The organism is Micromonospora marincola (genome assembly GCF_056150385.1).
This window is the reverse complement of the sequence record NZ_JAXCFT010000007.1, coordinates 66,683-83,556: the sequence shown is the minus strand read 5'-3', so window position 1 is coordinate 83,556 and position 16,874 is coordinate 66,683. Positions and strand designations below refer to the sequence as shown.

Annotated in this window: 15 protein-coding genes; 6 read left to right on the top strand and 9 right to left on the bottom strand. The window is 71.4% G+C overall.

Going from position 1 to position 16,874, the window contains the following annotated elements:
* Window positions 1-11 precede the first annotated feature (11 nt).
* The gene (locus tag SM450_RS17780) at window positions 12-941 is read left to right on the top strand and encodes a LysR family transcriptional regulator (protein ID WP_474620847.1); all 930 of its coding nucleotides are present in this window, start codon (window positions 12-14) and stop codon (window positions 939-941) included.
* Here SM450_RS17780 and hrpA read toward each other — a convergent pair.
* Entirely contained in the window at window positions 938-4,933 is a 3,996-nt protein-coding gene (hrpA, locus tag SM450_RS17775) for an ATP-dependent RNA helicase HrpA (RefSeq protein ID WP_474620846.1), read from the bottom strand. The genes SM450_RS17780 and hrpA overlap by 4 nt on opposite strands.
* A 132-nt stretch (window positions 4,934-5,065) precedes the next feature.
* On the opposite strand from hrpA, the gene SM450_RS17770 reads away from it, so the two are divergent.
* Window positions 5,066-5,533: a cytidine deaminase family protein gene (locus SM450_RS17770; RefSeq protein ID WP_474620845.1), complete on the top strand. Its 468-nt coding sequence runs from the start codon at window positions 5,066-5,068 to the stop codon at window positions 5,531-5,533.
* A gap of 302 nt (window positions 5,534-5,835) precedes the next feature.
* Here the strand turns inward: SM450_RS17770 and SM450_RS17765 are convergent, their stop codons facing one another.
* Window positions 5,836-6,756 (bottom strand): RNA polymerase subunit sigma-70, encoded by a 921-nt coding sequence (locus SM450_RS17765; protein ID WP_474620844.1) that lies wholly within the window; start codon window positions 6,754-6,756, stop codon window positions 5,836-5,838.
* A 136-nt stretch (window positions 6,757-6,892) separates the two neighbouring features.
* Between SM450_RS17765 and SM450_RS17760 the strand changes: the two genes are divergently transcribed.
* On the top strand, window positions 6,893-7,609 hold the full coding sequence (locus tag SM450_RS17760; RefSeq protein WP_474620843.1) for a DUF899 family protein: 717 nt from the start codon (window positions 6,893-6,895) through the stop codon (window positions 7,607-7,609).
* Between the two features lie 14 nt (window positions 7,610-7,623).
* Complete coding sequence (locus SM450_RS17755) at window positions 7,624-7,812, top strand: hypothetical protein (RefSeq protein ID WP_474620842.1); 189 nt, start codon at window positions 7,624-7,626, stop codon at window positions 7,810-7,812.
* A gap of 127 nt (window positions 7,813-7,939) precedes the next feature.
* On the opposite strand, the gene SM450_RS17750 is transcribed toward SM450_RS17755, so the two are convergent.
* From SM450_RS17750 to trmB, 3 genes are all read right to left on the bottom strand, one after another.
* The gene (locus tag SM450_RS17750; protein WP_474620841.1) at window positions 7,940-8,587 is read right to left on the bottom strand and encodes a hypothetical protein; all 648 of its coding nucleotides are present in this window, start codon (window positions 8,585-8,587) and stop codon (window positions 7,940-7,942) included.
* A gap of 119 nt (window positions 8,588-8,706) precedes the next feature.
* Window positions 8,707-11,211, bottom strand: coding sequence for a DEAD/DEAH box helicase (locus tag SM450_RS17745; protein WP_474620840.1), 2,505 nt, complete (start codon window positions 11,209-11,211; stop codon window positions 8,707-8,709).
* A gap of 47 nt (window positions 11,212-11,258) precedes the next feature.
* The gene (trmB, locus tag SM450_RS17740; protein WP_474620839.1) at window positions 11,259-11,945 is read right to left on the bottom strand and encodes a tRNA (guanosine(46)-N7)-methyltransferase TrmB; all 687 of its coding nucleotides are present in this window, start codon (window positions 11,943-11,945) and stop codon (window positions 11,259-11,261) included.
* Window positions 11,946-12,034: 89 nt separating this feature from the next.
* On the opposite strand from trmB, the gene SM450_RS17735 reads away from it, so the two are divergent.
* Both SM450_RS17735 and SM450_RS17730 read left to right on the top strand, forming a co-directional pair.
* Window positions 12,035-12,610 (top strand): hypothetical protein, encoded by a 576-nt coding sequence (locus SM450_RS17735; protein WP_474620838.1) that lies wholly within the window; start codon window positions 12,035-12,037, stop codon window positions 12,608-12,610.
* A 476-nt stretch (window positions 12,611-13,086) separates the two neighbouring features.
* Window positions 13,087-13,734 (top strand): class F sortase, encoded by a 648-nt coding sequence (locus SM450_RS17730; protein ID WP_474620837.1) that lies wholly within the window; start codon window positions 13,087-13,089, stop codon window positions 13,732-13,734.
* Between the two features lie 102 nt (window positions 13,735-13,836).
* Here SM450_RS17730 and SM450_RS17725 read toward each other — a convergent pair whose 3' ends face one another.
* The 4 genes from SM450_RS17725 to SM450_RS17710 all read right to left on the bottom strand — a co-directional run bounded on the left by SM450_RS17725 (window position 13,837) and on the right by SM450_RS17710 (window position 16,743).
* On the bottom strand, window positions 13,837-14,067 hold the full coding sequence (locus SM450_RS17725; protein ID WP_474620836.1) for a winged helix-turn-helix domain-containing protein: 231 nt from the start codon (window positions 14,065-14,067) through the stop codon (window positions 13,837-13,839).
* A 517-nt stretch (window positions 14,068-14,584) separates the two neighbouring features.
* The gene (locus tag SM450_RS17720) at window positions 14,585-14,899 is read right to left on the bottom strand and encodes an antibiotic biosynthesis monooxygenase family protein (protein ID WP_474620835.1); all 315 of its coding nucleotides are present in this window, start codon (window positions 14,897-14,899) and stop codon (window positions 14,585-14,587) included.
* A gap of 77 nt (window positions 14,900-14,976) precedes the next feature.
* A complete protein-coding gene (locus tag SM450_RS17715) occupies window positions 14,977-15,774 on the bottom strand; it encodes an exodeoxyribonuclease III (protein ID WP_474620834.1) in 798 nt (265 codons plus the stop codon).
* A 48-nt stretch (window positions 15,775-15,822) separates the two neighbouring features.
* Window positions 15,823-16,743 (bottom strand): proteasome assembly chaperone family protein, encoded by a 921-nt coding sequence (locus tag SM450_RS17710; protein ID WP_474620833.1) that lies wholly within the window; start codon window positions 16,741-16,743, stop codon window positions 15,823-15,825.
* Window positions 16,744-16,874 lie beyond the last annotated feature (131 nt).

Genomic DNA, 16,874 nt, shown 5'->3' with positions numbered 1-16,874 from the left:
AAGCTATGTAGATGCAGCTCCATCAGCTCCGGTACTTCGTCGCGGTCGCAGAAGTACGACATTTCACCCAAGCTGCCGATGTCGTCGGCATAACCCAGCCGTCGTTGAGTAAGCAAATTCACGCGCTGGAGGCCGACCTGGGGGCCCCGCTCTTCGAGCGGATAAGGGGCAACATCACGCTCACCACAGCCGGCGAGGTGCTGCTGCCGCTCGCCAAGCGGATCCTCGCCGACGTGGACACCGCCACCCGCGAGGTGCAGGAGCTGGTCGGGCTGCGCCGCGGTCGGGTCCGGCTCGGCGCCACGCCCAGCCTGGCCACCTCACTGGCGCCTCCGGTGCTGCGCCGGTTCCGCGACGCGCACCCCACCGTCGACCTCCGGGTCGAGGAGGGCGGCTCCCAGGACCTCGTCCGCGACCTGCTCCGCGGCGACCTCGACCTGGCGCTCGTCATCATGCCGTCCGCCGGTGCCGACCCCGGGCTGCGCGTCGATCCGATCCTGGCCGAGAGCCTGGTGGTCGCCTCGGTGGACCCGCTGCCGGGCGTCTCGGCCGACGGCGAGCTGCGCATCACCGACCTGCGCGACCAGCCGCTCGTCATGTTCCGCGAGGGCTACGACCTGCGCGACGCCACTCTCCAGGCGTGCCGGGCGGCCGGCTTCGAGCCGACCCTGTCGGTGGACGGCGGCGAGATGGACGCCGTGCTCAGCTTCGTCGAGGCCGGGCTCGGCGTCGCGCTGGTCCCCGGCATCGTGGTGGCCCGCCGGCCGGGCATCCGGGTCACCCGGCTCGTCCCGCCCGGCGTCCGCCGGACCATCGCGGTGGCCCGCCGCCGCGACGTGGTGCCCACCCACGCCGGCCGCGAGCTGCGCCGCATCCTGCTGGACTACGTGCATGACGCCACCGCCACCCACCAGCTCCCGCCCGGCGTGGAACCGCTCTAGCGCCCCTCGGCGTCGTCCATGGCGCGGTAGATGCGCTGTTCCGACACCGGGTAGGGAGTGCCGAGCGCCTGGGCGAACACGTTCACCCGCAGCTCCTCGATCATCCAGCGGATCTGCCGGGCCGCCGTCGAGCCCCGCCGGGCCGGCGGCAACGCGGCAAGCATGTCCTGGTATTCCTTCTGCACCACGGCGACGCGGTCCTGTTGAGACTTGTCGCGTTGCGGGTTGCCGGGCAGCCGGTCCAGCCGGCGCTCGATCGCGGTCAGGTAGCGCAACAGGTCGGGCAGGCGGGCGTACCCGGCCTCGGTGACGAAGCCGGCGTGCACCAGCCCGCCGAGCTGCGCGCGGACGTCGGCGAGCGCGGCCACCACGGCCAGGTTCCGGGTCGCGCCCAGCCGCTGCTCCACCGCGTACGCGGCGGCAAGCACCTGCCGGACCCGGCCCATCACCTCGACCACGGTGTCGACCAGGTCGGCGCGGACCCGCTCGCGCAGCGCGGCGAAGCCCTCGGCGTCCCAGGCCGGACCGCCCGCGTCCGCCATGAGCTTGTCGATGGCGGCCCCGGTGGCGTCCTCGATAAGCGCCGGCACCCCGCCGTGCGGGTTGCGGGACAGCGCCAGCTTCGCCTCGTTGCTCAGCCGCCCCTGAAGGAACCGCGCCGGCGACGGCAGCGTCAGCCGGAGCAGCCGCCGGGAGCCCGCCCAGTGCGCGGCCTCCTGCTCACCGGCGGAGTCGAACACCTTCACCCCGACGGTGGCGCCCTCGTCCACGAGCGCCGGGTACGCGGTCACCGCGAAGCCGGCGCGGACCTGCTCGATGGTGCGCGGCAGCGTGCCGATCGACCACTCGGTCAGCCCGCCGCGGGCCACGTCCGGCGCGGCGGCGGCGACGACCTGGCGTACCTCCTGACGCAGTTCGCGTTGCAGCGCCGGCAGGTCCTTGCCCTCGGCGACCGGCTTGTCGTCGTCGCCGAGCACCCGGAAGGTGACCCGCAGGTGCGGCGGGAGTCGGCCCAGGTCCCACGCGTCCGGCGGCACGGTCACCCCGGTCATCCGGCGCAGTTGCCGGGTCAGCGCGGTCAGCAGCGGCTCCTCGCCGGGCGTGATGGCGGCAAGCGCCGCCCGCGCGTAGTCGGGCACCGGGACGAAGTTGCGCCGCACCGGTTTGGGCAGCGTCCGGATCAGCGCGATCACCAGGTCCTCCCGCAGCCCCGGCACCTGCCAGTCGAAGCTCTCCGCCGGCACCTGGTTGAGCAGCGGCAGCGGGATGTCGACGGTGACGCCGTCGGTGGGCGCGGTCGGGTCGAACGTGTAGGTGAGCGGCAGCGTGACGCCGTCGGCCCGCCACTCGTCCGGGTAGTCCTCCTCGTCCAGCCCGCCCCGGCCGGCGTTGACAAGCAGCTCGCGGGTGAACGTGAGCAGGTCCGGCCGCTCCCGGCGGGTCTTCTTCCACCAGGTGTCGAAGTGCCGGCCGGAGACCACGTCGGCGGGGATCCGCGTGTCGTAGAAGGCGAAGATGGTCTCGTCGTCGACCAGGATGTCCCGCCGCCGGGCCCGGTTCTCCAGCTCCTCGATCTCGGTCAGGAGCTTCTGGTTGTCCCGCCAGAACTGGTGGTGGGTCTGCCAGTCGCCCTCGACCAGGGCGTGCCTGATGAACAGCTCCCGACTCAGCGCCGGGTCGATCCGCCCGAAGGTGACCTTGCGGGAGGTGACGATCGGCATGCCGTACAGCGTGACCTTCTCGTAGGCCACCACCGCCGCCTGCTTCTTCTCCCAGTGCGGCTCGCTGTAGCTGCGCTTGACCAGGTGCTGGGCCAGCGGCTCGACCCACTCCGGCTCGACCCGCCCGGCCACCCGGCCCCAGAGCCGGGACGTCTCCACCAGCTCGGCGGCCATCACCCAACGCGGCGGCTTCCTGAACAACGCCGAGCCGGGGAAGATCGCGAACTTCGCGCCACGCGCGCCCAGGTATTCGTGCTTCTGCGCGTCCTTGAGGCCGAGGTGCGACAGCAGGCCGGGCAGCAGCGACTGGTGCACCTTCGGGGTGTCGATCTCCTCCGGCAGGTCGGCGCCGGCGCCGCGCCGGCCCTCACCCTTGTCGGCGGTACGCAGGACCTGGCGCAACTGGCCGACGATGTCCTGCCACTCGCGTACCCGCAGGTAGTTGAGGTGTTCGGCCTTGCACATCCGGCGGAACGCGCTTGAGGACAGCTCCCGCTGCCGCTCCCGCAGGTAGCGCCAGAGGTTCAGGTACGCGACGAAGTCGGACTCCTTGTCGGCGAACCGGGCGTGCGCCTGGTCGGCCTGGGCCTGCCGGTCGGCCGGGCGTTCGCGCGGGTCCTGGATGGAGAGCGCGGCGGCGATCACCACCACCTCGGTGGCGCAGCCGTTGCGCTCACCTTCGAGGACCATCCGGGCCAGCCGCGGGTCGACCGGGAGTTGGGCCAGCCGCCGGCCCAGCGGGGTGAGCCGCTTCGCCGGGTCGGTCTCGGCCGGGTCGAGCGCGCCCAGCTCGTGCAAAAGGTTGACGCCGTCGGCGACGTTGCGCCGGTCCGGCGGGTCGATGAACGGGAACGCGGCGACGTCACCGAGCCCGATCGAGGTCATCTGGAGGATGACCGAGGCCAGGTTGGTGCGCAGGATCTCCGGGTCGGTGAACTCCGGGCGGGAGTCGAAGTCCGCCTCGTCGTAGAGGCGGACGCAGATGCCGTCCGAGGTGCGCCCGCAGCGGCCCTTGCGCTGGTTGGCGCTGGCCTGGGAGACCGGCTCGATCGGCAGCCGCTGCACCTTGAGCCGGCTGGAGTAGCGGGAGATCCGGGCGGTGCCCGGGTCCACCACGTACTTGATGCCGGGCACCGTCAGCGAGGTCTCCGCGACGTTCGTGGCGAGCACCACCCGGCGGTTGCTGTGCGCCGCGAAGACCCGGTGCTGCTCGGCGGTGGAGAGCCGGGCGTAGAGCGGCAGGATCTCGGTGCCGAGCAGGCTGCGCTTGTTCTGCACCAGCTTGCCGAGCGCGTCGGCGGTGTCCCGGATCTCCCGCTCGCCACTGAGGAAGACCAGGATGTCGCCGGGCCCCTCGGCGGCCAGCTCCTCGACCGCGTCGCCGATGGCCTGGATCTGGTCCCGGACGTTCTCCTCGTCGGCCTCGTCCTCCTCCTCGCCCTCGGTGACCTCGACAAGCGGCCGGTAGCGGACCTCCACCGGGTAGGTGCGCCCGGTGACCTCGACCACCGGCGCCGGGTTGCCCTGCGCGTCGGCGAAGTGCTTCGCGAACCGGTCGGTCTCGATCGTCGCCGAGGTGATGACCACCTTGAGGTCGGGCCGGCGGGGGAGTAGCTGCCGCAGGTAGCCGAGGATGAAGTCGATGTTCAGGCTGCGTTCGTGCGCCTCGTCGATGATCAACGTGTCGTACTGCCGCAGCATCCGGTCGGTCTGCAACTCGGCCAGCAGGATGCCGTCGGTCATCAGCTTGACCAGGCTGGTGTCGCTCACCTGGTCGGCGAAGCGCACCTTGAAGCCGACCACGCCGCCCAGCTCGGTGCCGAGCTCCTCGGCGATCCGGTCGGCGACCGTCCGGGCGGCCAGCCGCCGGGGCTGGGTGTGCCCGATCAGGCCGGTGACGCCACGGCCCAGCTCCAGGCAGATCTTGGGTAGCTGGGTGGTCTTGCCGGAGCCGGTCTCGCCGGCCACGATCACCACCTGGTGGTCGCGGATCGCGGCGGCGATGTCGTCCTTGCGCTCGCTGACCGGGAGCTGCGCCGGGTAGGTGATCGCCGGCACCGCGGCCCGCCGGGCCGTCAGCCGCGCCTCGGCCCGGGCCACGTCCGCCGCGATCTCGGCAAGCGCCGCGTCCCGCCGCTGCGGGTCCCGCGTCTTCCGCACGCCGTCGAGCCGCCGCTGCAGCCGGCGCTGGTCGCGGAACATCAGGGGGGCGAGGCGGCGGTGCAGGTCGCGGGCGGTCTCGGGAGCGGCGGGTACGGCTGGATTCTGCATGTCGTCGCCAAGGATAGGCAGCCGCGCGGCGTACCGCCCCCGGGTTACCGGCGGTGGGCGTGCCGTCCCTGGTCGGGGCGTCCGGCCCGGATAAAGTTGCCGCCGACGAGGTCGACGAGGACGGGGATGATCATGCGGGACACCGATCGGGCGCTCGTGCAGGCCGCCACCGCCGTCGCCAAGCTCCGCTGCCGCAGTGACAACCACACCGTGGCCGCCGCCGTGCGCAGCGCCGACGGCCGGGTGTTCAGCGGGGTGAACGTCTACCACTTCACCGGCGGGCCGTGCGCCGAGGTGGTGGCCCTGGGCGCCGCCGCCACCCAGGGCGCCGGTGAGCTGGAGACGATCGTCGCGGTGGGGGACCGCGGTCGGGGCGTCCTCCCGCCGTGCGGACGCTGCCGGCAGGTGCTGCTCGACTACTTTCCGGCGATCCGGGTGATCGTCGGGCCGCCGGACGGGCTGCGCGCGCTGCCGGTTGCCGACCTGCTGCCCGAGACGTACGTCTGGTCGGACCACCAGGTCGAGGTGCCGGCCGCCCCGCGCACCGGGGTGTGGCCGCTGCCCGTGGTGCCGGTGAGCCGCCAGGCCGCGGAGGACTGACGCCGGGCGTCCGCAAGCCCATCGACAACGCCGAGTTAGGTGTGCCTTACCTGGTCAGTTACGGTTAGGCGTACCTGATCGGAAGGCGTACACCCCTCGTGACCACCGTCGCCGTCCGGCCTAACTCCCTAACACTCCAACGTCACTTGGCTTCGGCGTTGGGCGTTGCGCGGGGCATGAGGACGACCACCGCGTTGATCATCGATGGTTTGTGAGGACAGCCGAAGATCGTGCGGTGGCCGTGTGCCACAGCGATCCCACTACCAGCGCAGACTCGGCCACTTAGCTTGAGACTTACTCGTCTAGGGCTCGAGCGTGGCGGGCATGCTGAAGGCGGCGACGTGACGGGCACCGATGAAGGCGTTGCTCTCTACGATCTTCCCGTTCTCGATCCGGAGTACGTCGACGACCAACGCCTCGTAGAGCGGGCTGCCGGGCCGGCGGAGATAGTTGATCAGTGCCGGGCGCCCGTTGGCCGAGGTGGGAAACGTACGCCAGTCGAGCGGTCGGCCGAGGAACTCCGCGGCCGCGTCGATCCCGACGACTGGCGGCTCGGGCGGCATCGTGATCCGTACGTCCTCGGCGAGCAGTGCCCGGATCGTCTCCGGGTCTTTCGCGTTGGCGTAGCGGCGCAGGATCTCTTCGTCCTCACTTGTGAGCTGCGGGCGGCGCCAGTCCTTCGGGTCCGACGGTGCTTGCCGTCGGAGGGTGTGGCGGGCCCGCTGGAGAAGGCTGTTGACGGCCGCTACGGCGGTGTCGAGCGCGGCGGCGATCTCCTGCGGCGTCCAGCCGTAGATGTCGCGCAGCACGAAGGCCGCCCGCTGCCGCGGCGGCAGGTACATGAGCGCTGCGATCACGGCCAGCTCGACGGTCTCCCGGGCGGCGAGACCGGTCTGCGGATCGTCGGCCAGCAGGGCGTCGGGATAAGGACCGAGTTCGGTGGACCACTCCAGCGGGTCACCGTACGGTACCGTCCGGTGACCGGCCGCCTTGCGGCTGTCGAGGAAGACGTTCGTGGCGATCCGGTAGAACCAGGTGCGCGCCGACGCCCGACCCTCGAAGCGGTCGCGAGCCCGCCAGGCACGCAGGAAGGTCTCCTGCACCAGGTCATCCGCGTCGGTGACGTTCCCGGCGAGGCGGTAGCAGTGGACGTGTAGCTCACGCCGGTGCTCGTCGAAGGCGCGCTGTAGCCATACCGCCTGCTCATCAGACGAGTCGGACATGTGGTTTCCCCGGGGCTGAGTGGTCCTCACAACCGTACTGACGACCGCGGACCGATCCGTCATCGGTCACCGATGACGATCGCCGACTCGGTCGTCTGTACCTGTGACCGACGCCCACTCCACGAAGGAAATAGCCATGACGGCAACCCCCACGTCCAGCGCCGCCGCGCCCCCGGTCGTCGACCGGGAGACCTGGCTGCGCGAGCGCGACGAACTGCTGGTCCGGGAGAAGGCCCATACCCGCGAAGGAGACGCGATCGCAGCCGCTCGTCGTCAGCTGCCGATGACCTTGATGCCAACGGTGACGGTCCAGGGCCCTGGCGGGGACACCCCGCTGGTGGAGGTGTTCGAGGGCCGCCGGATGCTCATCGCCTACTTCCACATGTGGCACGACGGCAAGCCGTACGAGCATCAGTGTGAGGGGTGCACCTTCTCGACCTGTCACATGCAGATACTGGACTACTTGCACGCTCGGGACGTCACCTACGCCGTGTTCTGCCAGGGTCCCTACGAGGAAAGTGCCCCGTTCGCGGAGTTCATGGGCTACAGGTTCCCCTGGTATTCGGCGAAAGACTCCGACCCGGCTCTGGCCGACGGTCGTGACTTCGGGTTCATCGCGTGCTACCTGCGCGACGGCGACAAGGTCTACGAGACCTACTGGACCACCGGGCGGGGCGTGGAGGCCTTGATGACCACCTACCACGCCCTGGACCTCACGGTGTACGGCCGGCAGGAGAGCTGGGAAAACTCACCCCAAGGCTGGCCGCGGGTCAGTGGTCACCCGTGGCGGCTCAACGGCCGCCCCACCGCCCAATGGTCACGCCCCGGCGTTACGCCGGCGGTGACGTCCTGACGCTCGGGCCCCGGATGGACCACGGCACCGTCACCGGCCATCACGCGGCGCTCGTGTTGCTACGCGCCGTCACGGCGGCTTACCTCTGCTGGATGACTGCCGCACTCGTCCGGCTGCGCAATCGACCGATCACGGACCTGCTCCGTTGGGAGCACCTGGCCATGGGGGCAAGCCTCGCGGCCATGATCTTCTTCATGAGCTAGCCGAGTAAGCCAGCCGGCAGATCAAGTGACGTTGGAGTACTAACCCCCCTTTTTTTGGGCGCGCTGATTCACGGAAAGGGTGGCTATCCGGCGCCGGATAGCCACCCTTTCCGTGAATCAGCGCGCGTCAGGCGGCGGTGGACCAGATGGCGCGGAACGCGGCGGCCTCGCCGGCCAGCCACTGCTCGATCTGCGCGGGCTTGGCGTCGGGGGGCATTCGGTGCGTTTGGCCGCGGCGCACGTCGACAAGCACCGGCTCGGCGTGCGGCAGCACGGCGTCCATGTGCCGGGCCATCAGGTGCAGGGTGGCAAGCGTGGCCTCCTCGCTCGGCGGCGCCTCGTCGAAGTGCAGCCGGATCGCCTCGGCCCGGCCGTCGGCGAAGCGTACGCCGAACTGCGGGTTGATCTTCACGGGTAGGTCGCCGAGCATCGCGAGCGCCTCACGGGCCTGTGCCAGGTCGACGCCGGCCGGTTCACCGAGCGAGTGCAGCCATCGGGTCGCGCCGGGCGTGAGCGCCTCGTAGAGCGGGCGCCAGCGCGGCTTGACCAGGTCGGCCACCTGGGCCAGATGGGTGCCGCCGGTGTGGAACGCGACGTCGGCCTTGAGCGCCTTGACGAACTGGCCGTGCGGGTTGAAGCCGTGCCGGCTGGCCCGCTGCCGGCGCAGGCCGCCGACGAACGTGGCCTTGGTGGGGCCGGTGCGGTCCACGTAGCGGGTGAACCCGAGAAGGGTGGCGTAGGGGGTGACAGGGGCAGCGGAGGTGGGCGCAGTCACGAGCATCCTCCCAGGTCAACAGCTCGTTTAGTACATACATTCTAATCGACGGGTCTGACATCGCCCAGGGTATGAAAAGGGCCGCCCGGACATCCCGGGCGGCCCTTTTTCGCATAGTCCTAGAGCTGGCCGACGTCGGTGACCCGGATGACCGCCGCGCCCACCTCGTCCGAGGCGGCGAGGTCCACCTCGGCGCTGATGCCCCAGTCGTGGTCGCCCTCCGGGTCGTCCAGGATCTGGCGTACGGTCCACCGTTCGCGGCCCTGCTCGATCATCAGCAGCGCCGGCCCGCGCGCGTCCGGCCCCACCCCGATCGAGTCGTACGCGTCGAAGTACGGCTCCAGCGCGTCCGCCCACGCGTCCGCGTGCCAGCCGTCGGCGGCGTCCATCTCGCCGAGGAGGTCCCAGCGGCGCAGGGCGGCCAGCTCGACCCGGCGGAACAGCGCGTTGCGCACCAGCACCCGGAACGCCCGCGCGTTGCGGGTCACCGCCGGCGGCCGGTCCTCAAGCGAGGCGGCCACCTCGGGCACGTCCGACGGGTTGCGCAGCCGCTCCCACTCGTCGATCAGGCTGGAGTCGACCTGGCGGACCAGCTCGCCCAGCCACTCGATGAGGTCGACGAGCTCCTCGGTCTTGGCGTCCTCCGGCACGGTCTGCCGCAGCGTCTTGTAGGCGTCCGCGAGGTAGCGCAGGACCAGGCCCTCGGAGCGGGACAGGCCGTAGAACTGGACGTACTCCGGGAAGGTCATGGCCCGCTCGTACATGTCCCGGACCACGGACTTCGGGGCCAACTCGTGGTCGGCGACCCACGGGTGGCCCTGCCGGTACATCTCGTACGCGCCGGTCAGCAGCTCGGCCAGCGGCTTCGGCCAGGTCACCTCGTCGAGCAGCTCCAGGCGCGCTTCGTACTCGATGCCCTCGGCCTTCATCGCGGCGACCGCCTCGCCGCGGGCCTTGAACTGCTGCGCGGACAGGATCTGCCGCGGGTTGTCGAGGATCGCCTCGATCACGCTCAGCACGTCGAGCGCGTACGACGGGGACTCCCGGTCGAGCAGTTCGATGGCGGCCAGCGCGAGTGGCGACAGCGGCTGGTTGAGCGCGAAGTCGAGCTGGAGGTCGACGGTGAGGCGGACCCGCCGGCCGGTCTCGTCCGGCTCGGGCAGCTCCTCGACCACGCCGCCGGCCCGCAGCGCCCGGTAGATGGCGATGGCCCGGCGGATGTGCCGGCGCTGGGCGGCCGGGTCCTCGTGGTTGTCGGTGAGCAGGTGCCGCATCGAGGCGAACGCGTCGCCGGGCCGGCCGATCACGTTGAGCAGCATCGAGTGGCTGACCTGGAAGCTTGAGGTGAGCGGCTCCGGCTCCGCCTCGACCAGCCGCTGGAACGTCGGCTCGCCCCAGCCGATGGAGCCCTCCGGCGGCTTCTTCTTCACCACCTTGCGGCGCTTCTTCGGGTCGTCGCCCGCCTTCGCGAGCGCCTTCTCGTTCTCGATCACGTGCTCGGGGGCCTGCACCACCACCCGGCCGATGGTGTCGAAGCCGGCCCGCCCCGCCCGGCCGGCGATCTGGTGGAACTCGCGGGCCTTGAGCAGGCGCGTCCGCACCCCGTCGTACTTCGAGAGGCCGGTGAAGAGCACCGTGCGGATGGGCACGTTGATGCCGACGCCGAGCGTGTCCGTGCCGCAGATGACCTTGAGTAGGCCGGCCTGGGCGAGCGTCTCCACCAGGCGGCGGTATTTCGGGAGCATGCCGGCGTGGTGCACGCCGATGCCGTGCCGGACCAGCCGGGACAGCGTCTTGCCGAAGCCCGAGGTGAACCGGAAGTTGCCGATCGCGGTGGCGATCATGTCCTTCTCGGCCCGGGTGCAGACGTTGACGCTCGTCAGCGCCTGCGCCCGTTCCAGCGCGGCGGCCTGGGTGAAGTGCACCACGTACACCGGGGCCTGCTTCGTCTCCAGCAGTTCCTCGAGCGTCTCGTGCAGCGGCGTGGTCGCGTACGAGAAGAGGAGCGGGACCGGCCGCTCGGCCGAGCGGACGACGGCGGTCGGCCGCCCGGTGCGCCGGGTCAGGTCGTCGACGAAGCGGGTGGTGTCGCCGAGCGTGGCGGACATCAGCACGAACTGCGCCTGCGGCAGCTCGATGATCGGCACCTGCCAGGCCCAGCCGCGGTCCGGCTCGGCGTAGAAGTGGAACTCGTCCATGACCACCTGGCCGACGTCGGCCCGGCGGCCCTCCCGCAGCGCCAGATTGGCCAGGATCTCGGCGGTGCAGCAGATGATCGGGGCGTCCGCGTTGACGCTCGCGTCACCGGTCAGCATGCCGACGTTCTCCGCGCCGAAGACCTCGCAGAGCGCGAAGAACTTCTCCGACACCAGCGCCTTGATCGGCGCGGTGTAGAAGGTCGTCCGGTCGTCGGCGAGCGCGGCGAAGTGCGCCGCGATCGCCACCAGGCTCTTGCCCGAGCCGGTCGGGGTATTCATGATCACGTTCGCGCCGGAGACGATCTCGATGACCGCCTCCTCCTGGTGGGGATAGAGGTCGAGGCCGCGCTCGGACGCCCAGGAGGCGAACGCGTCGTAGAGGGTGTCCGGGTCGGCGGTCTTCGGCAGCGCGGCGGTGAGAGTCATGGCGGCTCCCATCGTGCCTGGGCGGTGCCCCGCCGCGCCAACCGGGTTCAGCGTCTCCTGTGCATCAGGTCGAATACCTCCCGGCCGGCGGCCAACGCACGACGCTCGAACTTCGTCACCGGCCGGTGCGCCGGCCGGGGCGCGTACCCGCCGTGCACGTCGACAAGCTCCGGGTCGGCGGTAAGCGTCGCCCGCATCGACTCCGCGTACTCCGCCCAGTCGGTGGCGCAGTGCACCGTGCCGCCCGACGCCAGCCGGGATCGCAGCAGCGCCACGTGCGCCGGCGCGATGATCCGCCGCTTGTGGTGGCGGGTCTTCGGCCACGGGTCGGGAAAGTAGACGTGCACCGCGTCCAGGCAGCCCTCCGGCATGGCCCGGACCAGGTCCAACGCGTCCCCCTCGGCCACCCGGACGTTGCCCAGCCGGTGCCGTTCCACAAGCTCCAGCAGGTTGGCGATTCCCGGCGTGTGCACCTCGACCGCCAGATAGTGTCGGCTCGGGTCGGCCGCCGCCATGGCGGCGGTGGCGTCGCCCATGCCGGAGCCGATCTCCAGCACCAGTGGCGCCCGCCTGTCGAACAGCGCCGTCGGATCGCACGGCCCGTCGAGGGCGGCGATCCGGAGGCCGTACGCGGGCCAGAGCCGCGCCAGCGCGTCGCGCTGTCGGTCGCTCATCCGCCCGCGACGCGGATGGAAGGTGCGGATGCGGGCGGCGGGGGCGTCGGTGGTGGTCACAGCGACCCGAGCCTACGCGACTGCCGCGCCGATCGGATGTGAGGTGCGGCCGGGGGTGAGAGGATTCATCCCGTACGCCGGGAGGGGTCATGGGTTCAGTCAGGGGACGGGTGGCGCTGCTGGTCGCGGCCGTCGCGTGCGCCGTCCCGCTGCTCGGCGCGACGCCCACCCAGGCCGCGCCGCGCGTCGCCGAGCCGATGCCGGAGCAGCCGGGCGCGGGTGATGTGATCTTCGTGGAGGTCACCCCGGGCACGGTGGAACCGGGCTACCTGGTCGGCATCCGGGCCAGCTGCCGGGACAACTCGGTGCCGGCGATCGTCGTCTCCGACGCCTTCGGCCGGATCCAGGTGCAGCCGCAACGCGGCCTGCTCACCGCGTCGCCGATGGTCAACGAGCGCACCCGGCCCGGCAACTACCGGGTCAAGCTCGAATGTCCGGGCGGGGAAACCGCGTCCACCATGCTCCAGGTGGTCAAGCGGGCGCAGCCGACCCGGCCGCCGAGTCACCCGCCCAGCCACTTCCCGAGCCGCGGCCCGGCCACCGGCTTCGGCGGCACCGCCGGCACCGGCCTCGGCGGCCTGCTGGTGCCGTTCGGGTTGGCGCTGACCATGGTCGGCGCCGGGCTCGGGGTGGCCGCCTCCCGCCGTCACGCCGCGCGGCGCTGAGCCCCGCCATGGCCGACCACACCGCCCCGCCGCCCGCCGGTTCCCGGCGCTCCGGTTGGCCGTTCGTCGCCCTGCCCCCGCCCGCCGCCCCGCCCGCCGGTCCTCGTGCCGCCGGCCGGCCGCCCGTTGGTTCTCGTGCCGCCGCTGTCCCGCCCGTTGCTCCTGCTGCCGACGCCGCGGCGGGATCCGGTTCACGCTCCGGTTCTCGGCCCTGGAGTCCGCCGCCGGCCGATCCGCCACCTGCTGGCGTGCCGCCCGCCGCGGCCCGGACGGCGCACGTCCCGCCGTCCGCATCGCGGCCCTGGATGCCGCCGCCTGCCGCATCCCGTCCATGGACACCGCCCTCGGCCGGTCCGCTGCCCGTGCGATCCGGATCCGGATCCGGGTCCGCCGGTCCGCCGCCAGCCTTTCTGTCGTCCGCCGGTCCGCCGCCCGCCGGTCCGCCGCCCGCTGGGTCGTCGCCTGCTGGGTCGCCGGTGGAGCGGGATCGGAGGCGGAGCTCCTGGTCGAAACCGTTTGCCGTCGTGCTGGTGCTGCTCGGCGTATTCGCCGTCGGGGCGGGGCTCGGCCGTACCGCCGGGCCGTTCGACTGGGCCGAGGCGTCGGCCGGGTCGAGTGCGGCGGTAGCGTCCGGGCCGGCCCCGGCGCCGGCCCGGAAACCGGCCAGCCTTCCGGTCCGCCTGTCCGTGCCGGCCATCAAGGTCACCGCGCCGGTCACCCCGGTCGGTCAGGCGCGGGACGGGTCGGTGGACGTGCCGCCGCTTACCGAGACCGACCAGACCGGCTGGTACGACCGGGGCGCGGTGCCGGGCGAACCCGGCCGGGCGATCATCGTCGGTCACGTCGACACCAAGAGCGGGCCGGCCGTGTTCTACCGCCTGCGCCAACTCAAGCCGGGCGCCCGGATCCAGGTGACCCGCGCCGACCGCAGCGTGGTGACGTTCAAGGTCGACAGCGTGGAGAACTTCGACAAGGCGAGACTGCCCGCCGCCCGGGTCTACGGCGACTCCGGCCCGGCGGAGCTGCGCCTGATCACCTGCGGCGGCACGTGGCTGGGCGGTCGCACCGGCTACGAGGACAACGTGATCGTCTTCGCCTCTCTGCTCACCACACGTCCGCGCTGACCAGTCCCGCAGAGATCTTGGAAGCGGAAGGCCCCTCCGGGGGCCATTTCCTTCCAAGATCCGGCGTGGTCTCCGATAGTGGGTGGTGGGAAGTGGTTGATCTCAGCCCCGAAGCTCCTCAGCAACCCACAGGCCGCGACCCTGTAGACCGACCACAAGGCCGCGATCCTGAAGGATGATGATTGCCCTCTGCACGGTCGTGACGCTGACGCTGTACAGGTCGGCAAGCTCCTTGTAAGTCGGCAATCGCTCACCTGGTGGGTGCTCGCCACTCTTGATGCGGGTAGCCAGATCTTCGGCCACCTCCCGGTAGCCGCCAGTCGGTATGGGCATGTCGAGGTTCCTTCGTTCGGCACCTCTGATCGGATCACGAGAAGTGTGCACCTTCAAGACCAGCATTGCCTTAGGTACGAAAGGTCTCTAAGCTGTTGGTCGCGGCTAGGTCTCTTCGTTCGGCAACGACGGCCCGCGCCATGAAACCGCCCGGGGGAGCACGACGCATGGACTCTGCCCCCCCTGGGCGGGCCCCAACCATGCTCGCTCGGGAGGGTGTTCTCGCCGTGCCGATGGATGACCCCTCCGAAGACTCTGCCTTCCGCAGACTCTTCGAAGTCAAGCGGACTCTCCACAACCACTTCCTCGCGGCCAGCGTCACTCCGCGACGACTGGGGTGCCTGAGCTGCGTCGACTGGCATACCTGCAACCAACTGGACTGGGCGATAACCGAGTTCGTGGAAGTCTTTACCGCCATGGAATCAAAGCGCCGCTGACCGTGATCATGAAGTTGACGTCGAGGAAACGGACAGGAAGGGCCGCCAACTTCATGATCACCGAAGCCGTGGCCGGGTGCTCAGGGAGTGGGGAGCTGGAGGGCTACCTCGAACTCCAGGAGGGTGGCGCCGGTGGCCACCGGCTTGCGGGGCTCGCCGCCGGCGCCGACGTGCGCCGCCCGGGACGGGCCCTGCGCCCACGCCTGGTATGCCTCTTCCGTCTCCCACCTGGTGTAGACGAAATAGCGGGTCTCGCCGGCGACCGGGCGGAGCAGCTCGAAGCCGAGGAAGCCGGGGGAGTTCTCCACCGCGCCGGCCCGGGCCGCGAACCGCTTCTCCAACTCCTCGCCGGCGTCGGGCGGGACGTCGATCGCATTGATTTTCACGACTGCCATGCGTCCACCCTAACCAGCGCCGCCCGCGTCGGCGCCCGCCGCCCGCGTCGGCGCCCGCCGCCCGCGTCGGCGGCCGGTCAGAGCGCCTCGACGGCGGGCACCAGGTCGGCGTCGACCACGATCGGGGCGTGGTCGGAAGGGCCCTTGCCCTTGCGGGCCTCCCGATCCACGTACGCGGAGCGGACCGCGTCCGTGAACGGCGCGGTGGCGTACACCAGGTCGATCCGCATGCCCTTGTTCTGGTGGAACATGCCGGCGCGGTAGTCCCAGTAGGTGTACGGGTGCGGTCCCTTCATCGGGGTGGGCACCACGTCGGCCAGGCCCAGGTCGCGCAGCGCGGCCAGGGCGGCCCGTTCGGCAGGCGTCACGTGGGTGGAGGTGGCGAACAGCGCCGGGTCCCAGACGTCGGCGTCGGTGGGCGCGACGTTGAAGTCGCCGCAGACGGCGAGCGGGAGGGCGGCGGCCACCTCCGGCTCCAGCGCGTCGCGCAGCGCCGCGAACCAGGCCAGCTTGTACGTGTAGTGCGGGTCGTCCGGGGCGCGGCCGTTCGGCACGTACACCGACCAGACCCGCAGGCCGGCGCAGGTGGCCGCGATGGCGCGGGCCTCGGGTTCGGGGAACCCGGGCTCGCCGGGGAACCCGACCGTGACGTCGGCCAGCCCGACCCGGGACAGCACGGCCACGCCGTTCCACCGCCCGTCGCTGTGGCTGGCCACCTCGTAGCCCAGCTCGCCGACCTCGGCGACGGGGAACGCCCCGTCCGGGCACTTCGTCTCCTGGAGACAGACGACGTCGGGTTTCGTGGTGCCCAGCCAGTCGAGCAGCCGGGGGAGACGGGCCTTCACCGAGTTGACGTTCCAGGTCGCCAGGCGCATGCCCCCAGCCTGCCGCATCCCGGCCCGGCTCGCCCGGCCCGCCCGGCGTCAGCGTTCCGGGGTGTCGCCCGGGCGGGTCTGCTCGGCGAGGAAGCGTTCCAGCTCGGCGCCGAGCTCGTCGGCGGAGGGCAGTGGGCCGGTCTCGGTGGCGAGCAGGCTCTTCTCACCGCGACCCCGGGCGAACGTGTCGTACTGCTCCTCGAGCGCCGCGACAAGCGTGGCCGCCTCCTCGGTCTGGGCCACCTGGCGGTCGATCTCCACCCGGATCGCCTCGGCCGCGGTGCGCAGGCCGTCGCTCGGCAGCAGCAGCCCGGTGCTCCGGGACACGGCGGCGAGCAGCGCCTCCGCGGCGGCCGGGTATTCGGTCTGGGCGACGTAGTGCGGCACGTGGGCGGCGAAGCCGAGCGCGTCGCGCCCCTGCTCGCCGAGCCGGTATTCCAGCAGGTGCCCGACGCTGGCCGGCACCTGCACCTTCTGGAGCCACGGCTCGTGGCCGGCGATCAGCTCCGGCCGGGTGGCGTGCGCGGTGACGCCGCTGGGTCGGGTGTGCGGCACCGCCATCGGGATCGAGTTGAGCCCGACCGTGAGCCGGACGTCGAGACGGGCCGACAGCCCGGCGACGGAGGCCACGAACCGCTCCCACTGCACGTCCGGCTCGGGGCCGGTGAGCAGGAGGAACGGGGTCTCGTCGTCGTCGTGCAGCAGGTGCAGTTCGAGCGTCGGGGTGTCGTAGTCGGCCCAGTGGTCCTCGACGAAGGTCATCACCGGCCGGCGGGAGCGGTAGTCGTAGATCTGGTCGATGTCGAAGCGGGCGATCATCCGGGCGTCCAGCGCGGTGAGGAGCTGCTCCCGGGCCAGTCGGGTGGCGCTGCCGGCGTCGACGAAGCCGGTGAGCGCCTGGATCAGCACCGGTTGGCCGACGTCGGGCAGCTCGTCGGTGAGTTCGTAGAGCTCGTGTGGGTCGAGCACCGGTGGGTCCTCCCTGTCGACGCGTACGGGAGCGCCGCGCGCGAACGGCGTCCCCGATTCGGCAAACGTACCGGGGTACGTGGTCCATTCCGTTACGGACCCGTCCGGAGCCCGGATGGTGATCACAATTC

Excerpts from the sequence above, each read along its gene's own strand:
- SM450_RS17720 (WP_474620835.1), bottom strand. The coding sequence starts at position 14,899 with ATGGCAGTCGTGAAAATCAATGCGATCGACGTCCCGCCCGACGCCGGC.
- SM450_RS17745 (WP_474620840.1), bottom strand. The coding sequence starts at position 11,211 with ATGACTCTCACCGCCGCGCTGCCGAAGACCGCCGACCCGGACACCCTC.
- SM450_RS17765 (WP_474620844.1), bottom strand. The coding sequence starts at position 6,756 with ATGTCCGACTCGTCTGATGAGCAGGCGGTATGGCTACAGCGCGCCTTC.
- SM450_RS17725 (WP_474620836.1), bottom strand. The coding sequence starts at position 14,067 with ATGCCCATACCGACTGGCGGCTACCGGGAGGTGGCCGAAGATCTGGCT.
- SM450_RS17780 (WP_474620847.1), top strand. The coding sequence starts at position 12 with ATGCAGCTCCATCAGCTCCGGTACTTCGTCGCGGTCGCAGAAGTACGA.
- SM450_RS17735 (WP_474620838.1), top strand. The coding sequence starts at position 12,035 with ATGGGTTCAGTCAGGGGACGGGTGGCGCTGCTGGTCGCGGCCGTCGCG.
- hrpA (WP_474620846.1), bottom strand. The coding sequence starts at position 4,933 with ATGCAGAATCCAGCCGTACCCGCCGCTCCCGAGACCGCCCGCGACCTG.
- SM450_RS17715 (WP_474620834.1), bottom strand. The coding sequence starts at position 15,774 with ATGCGCCTGGCGACCTGGAACGTCAACTCGGTGAAGGCCCGTCTCCCC.
- SM450_RS17755 (WP_474620842.1), top strand. The coding sequence starts at position 7,624 with ATGGACCACGGCACCGTCACCGGCCATCACGCGGCGCTCGTGTTGCTA.
- SM450_RS17770 (WP_474620845.1), top strand. The coding sequence starts at position 5,066 with ATGCGGGACACCGATCGGGCGCTCGTGCAGGCCGCCACCGCCGTCGCC.
- SM450_RS17760 (WP_474620843.1), top strand. The coding sequence starts at position 6,893 with ATGACGGCAACCCCCACGTCCAGCGCCGCCGCGCCCCCGGTCGTCGAC.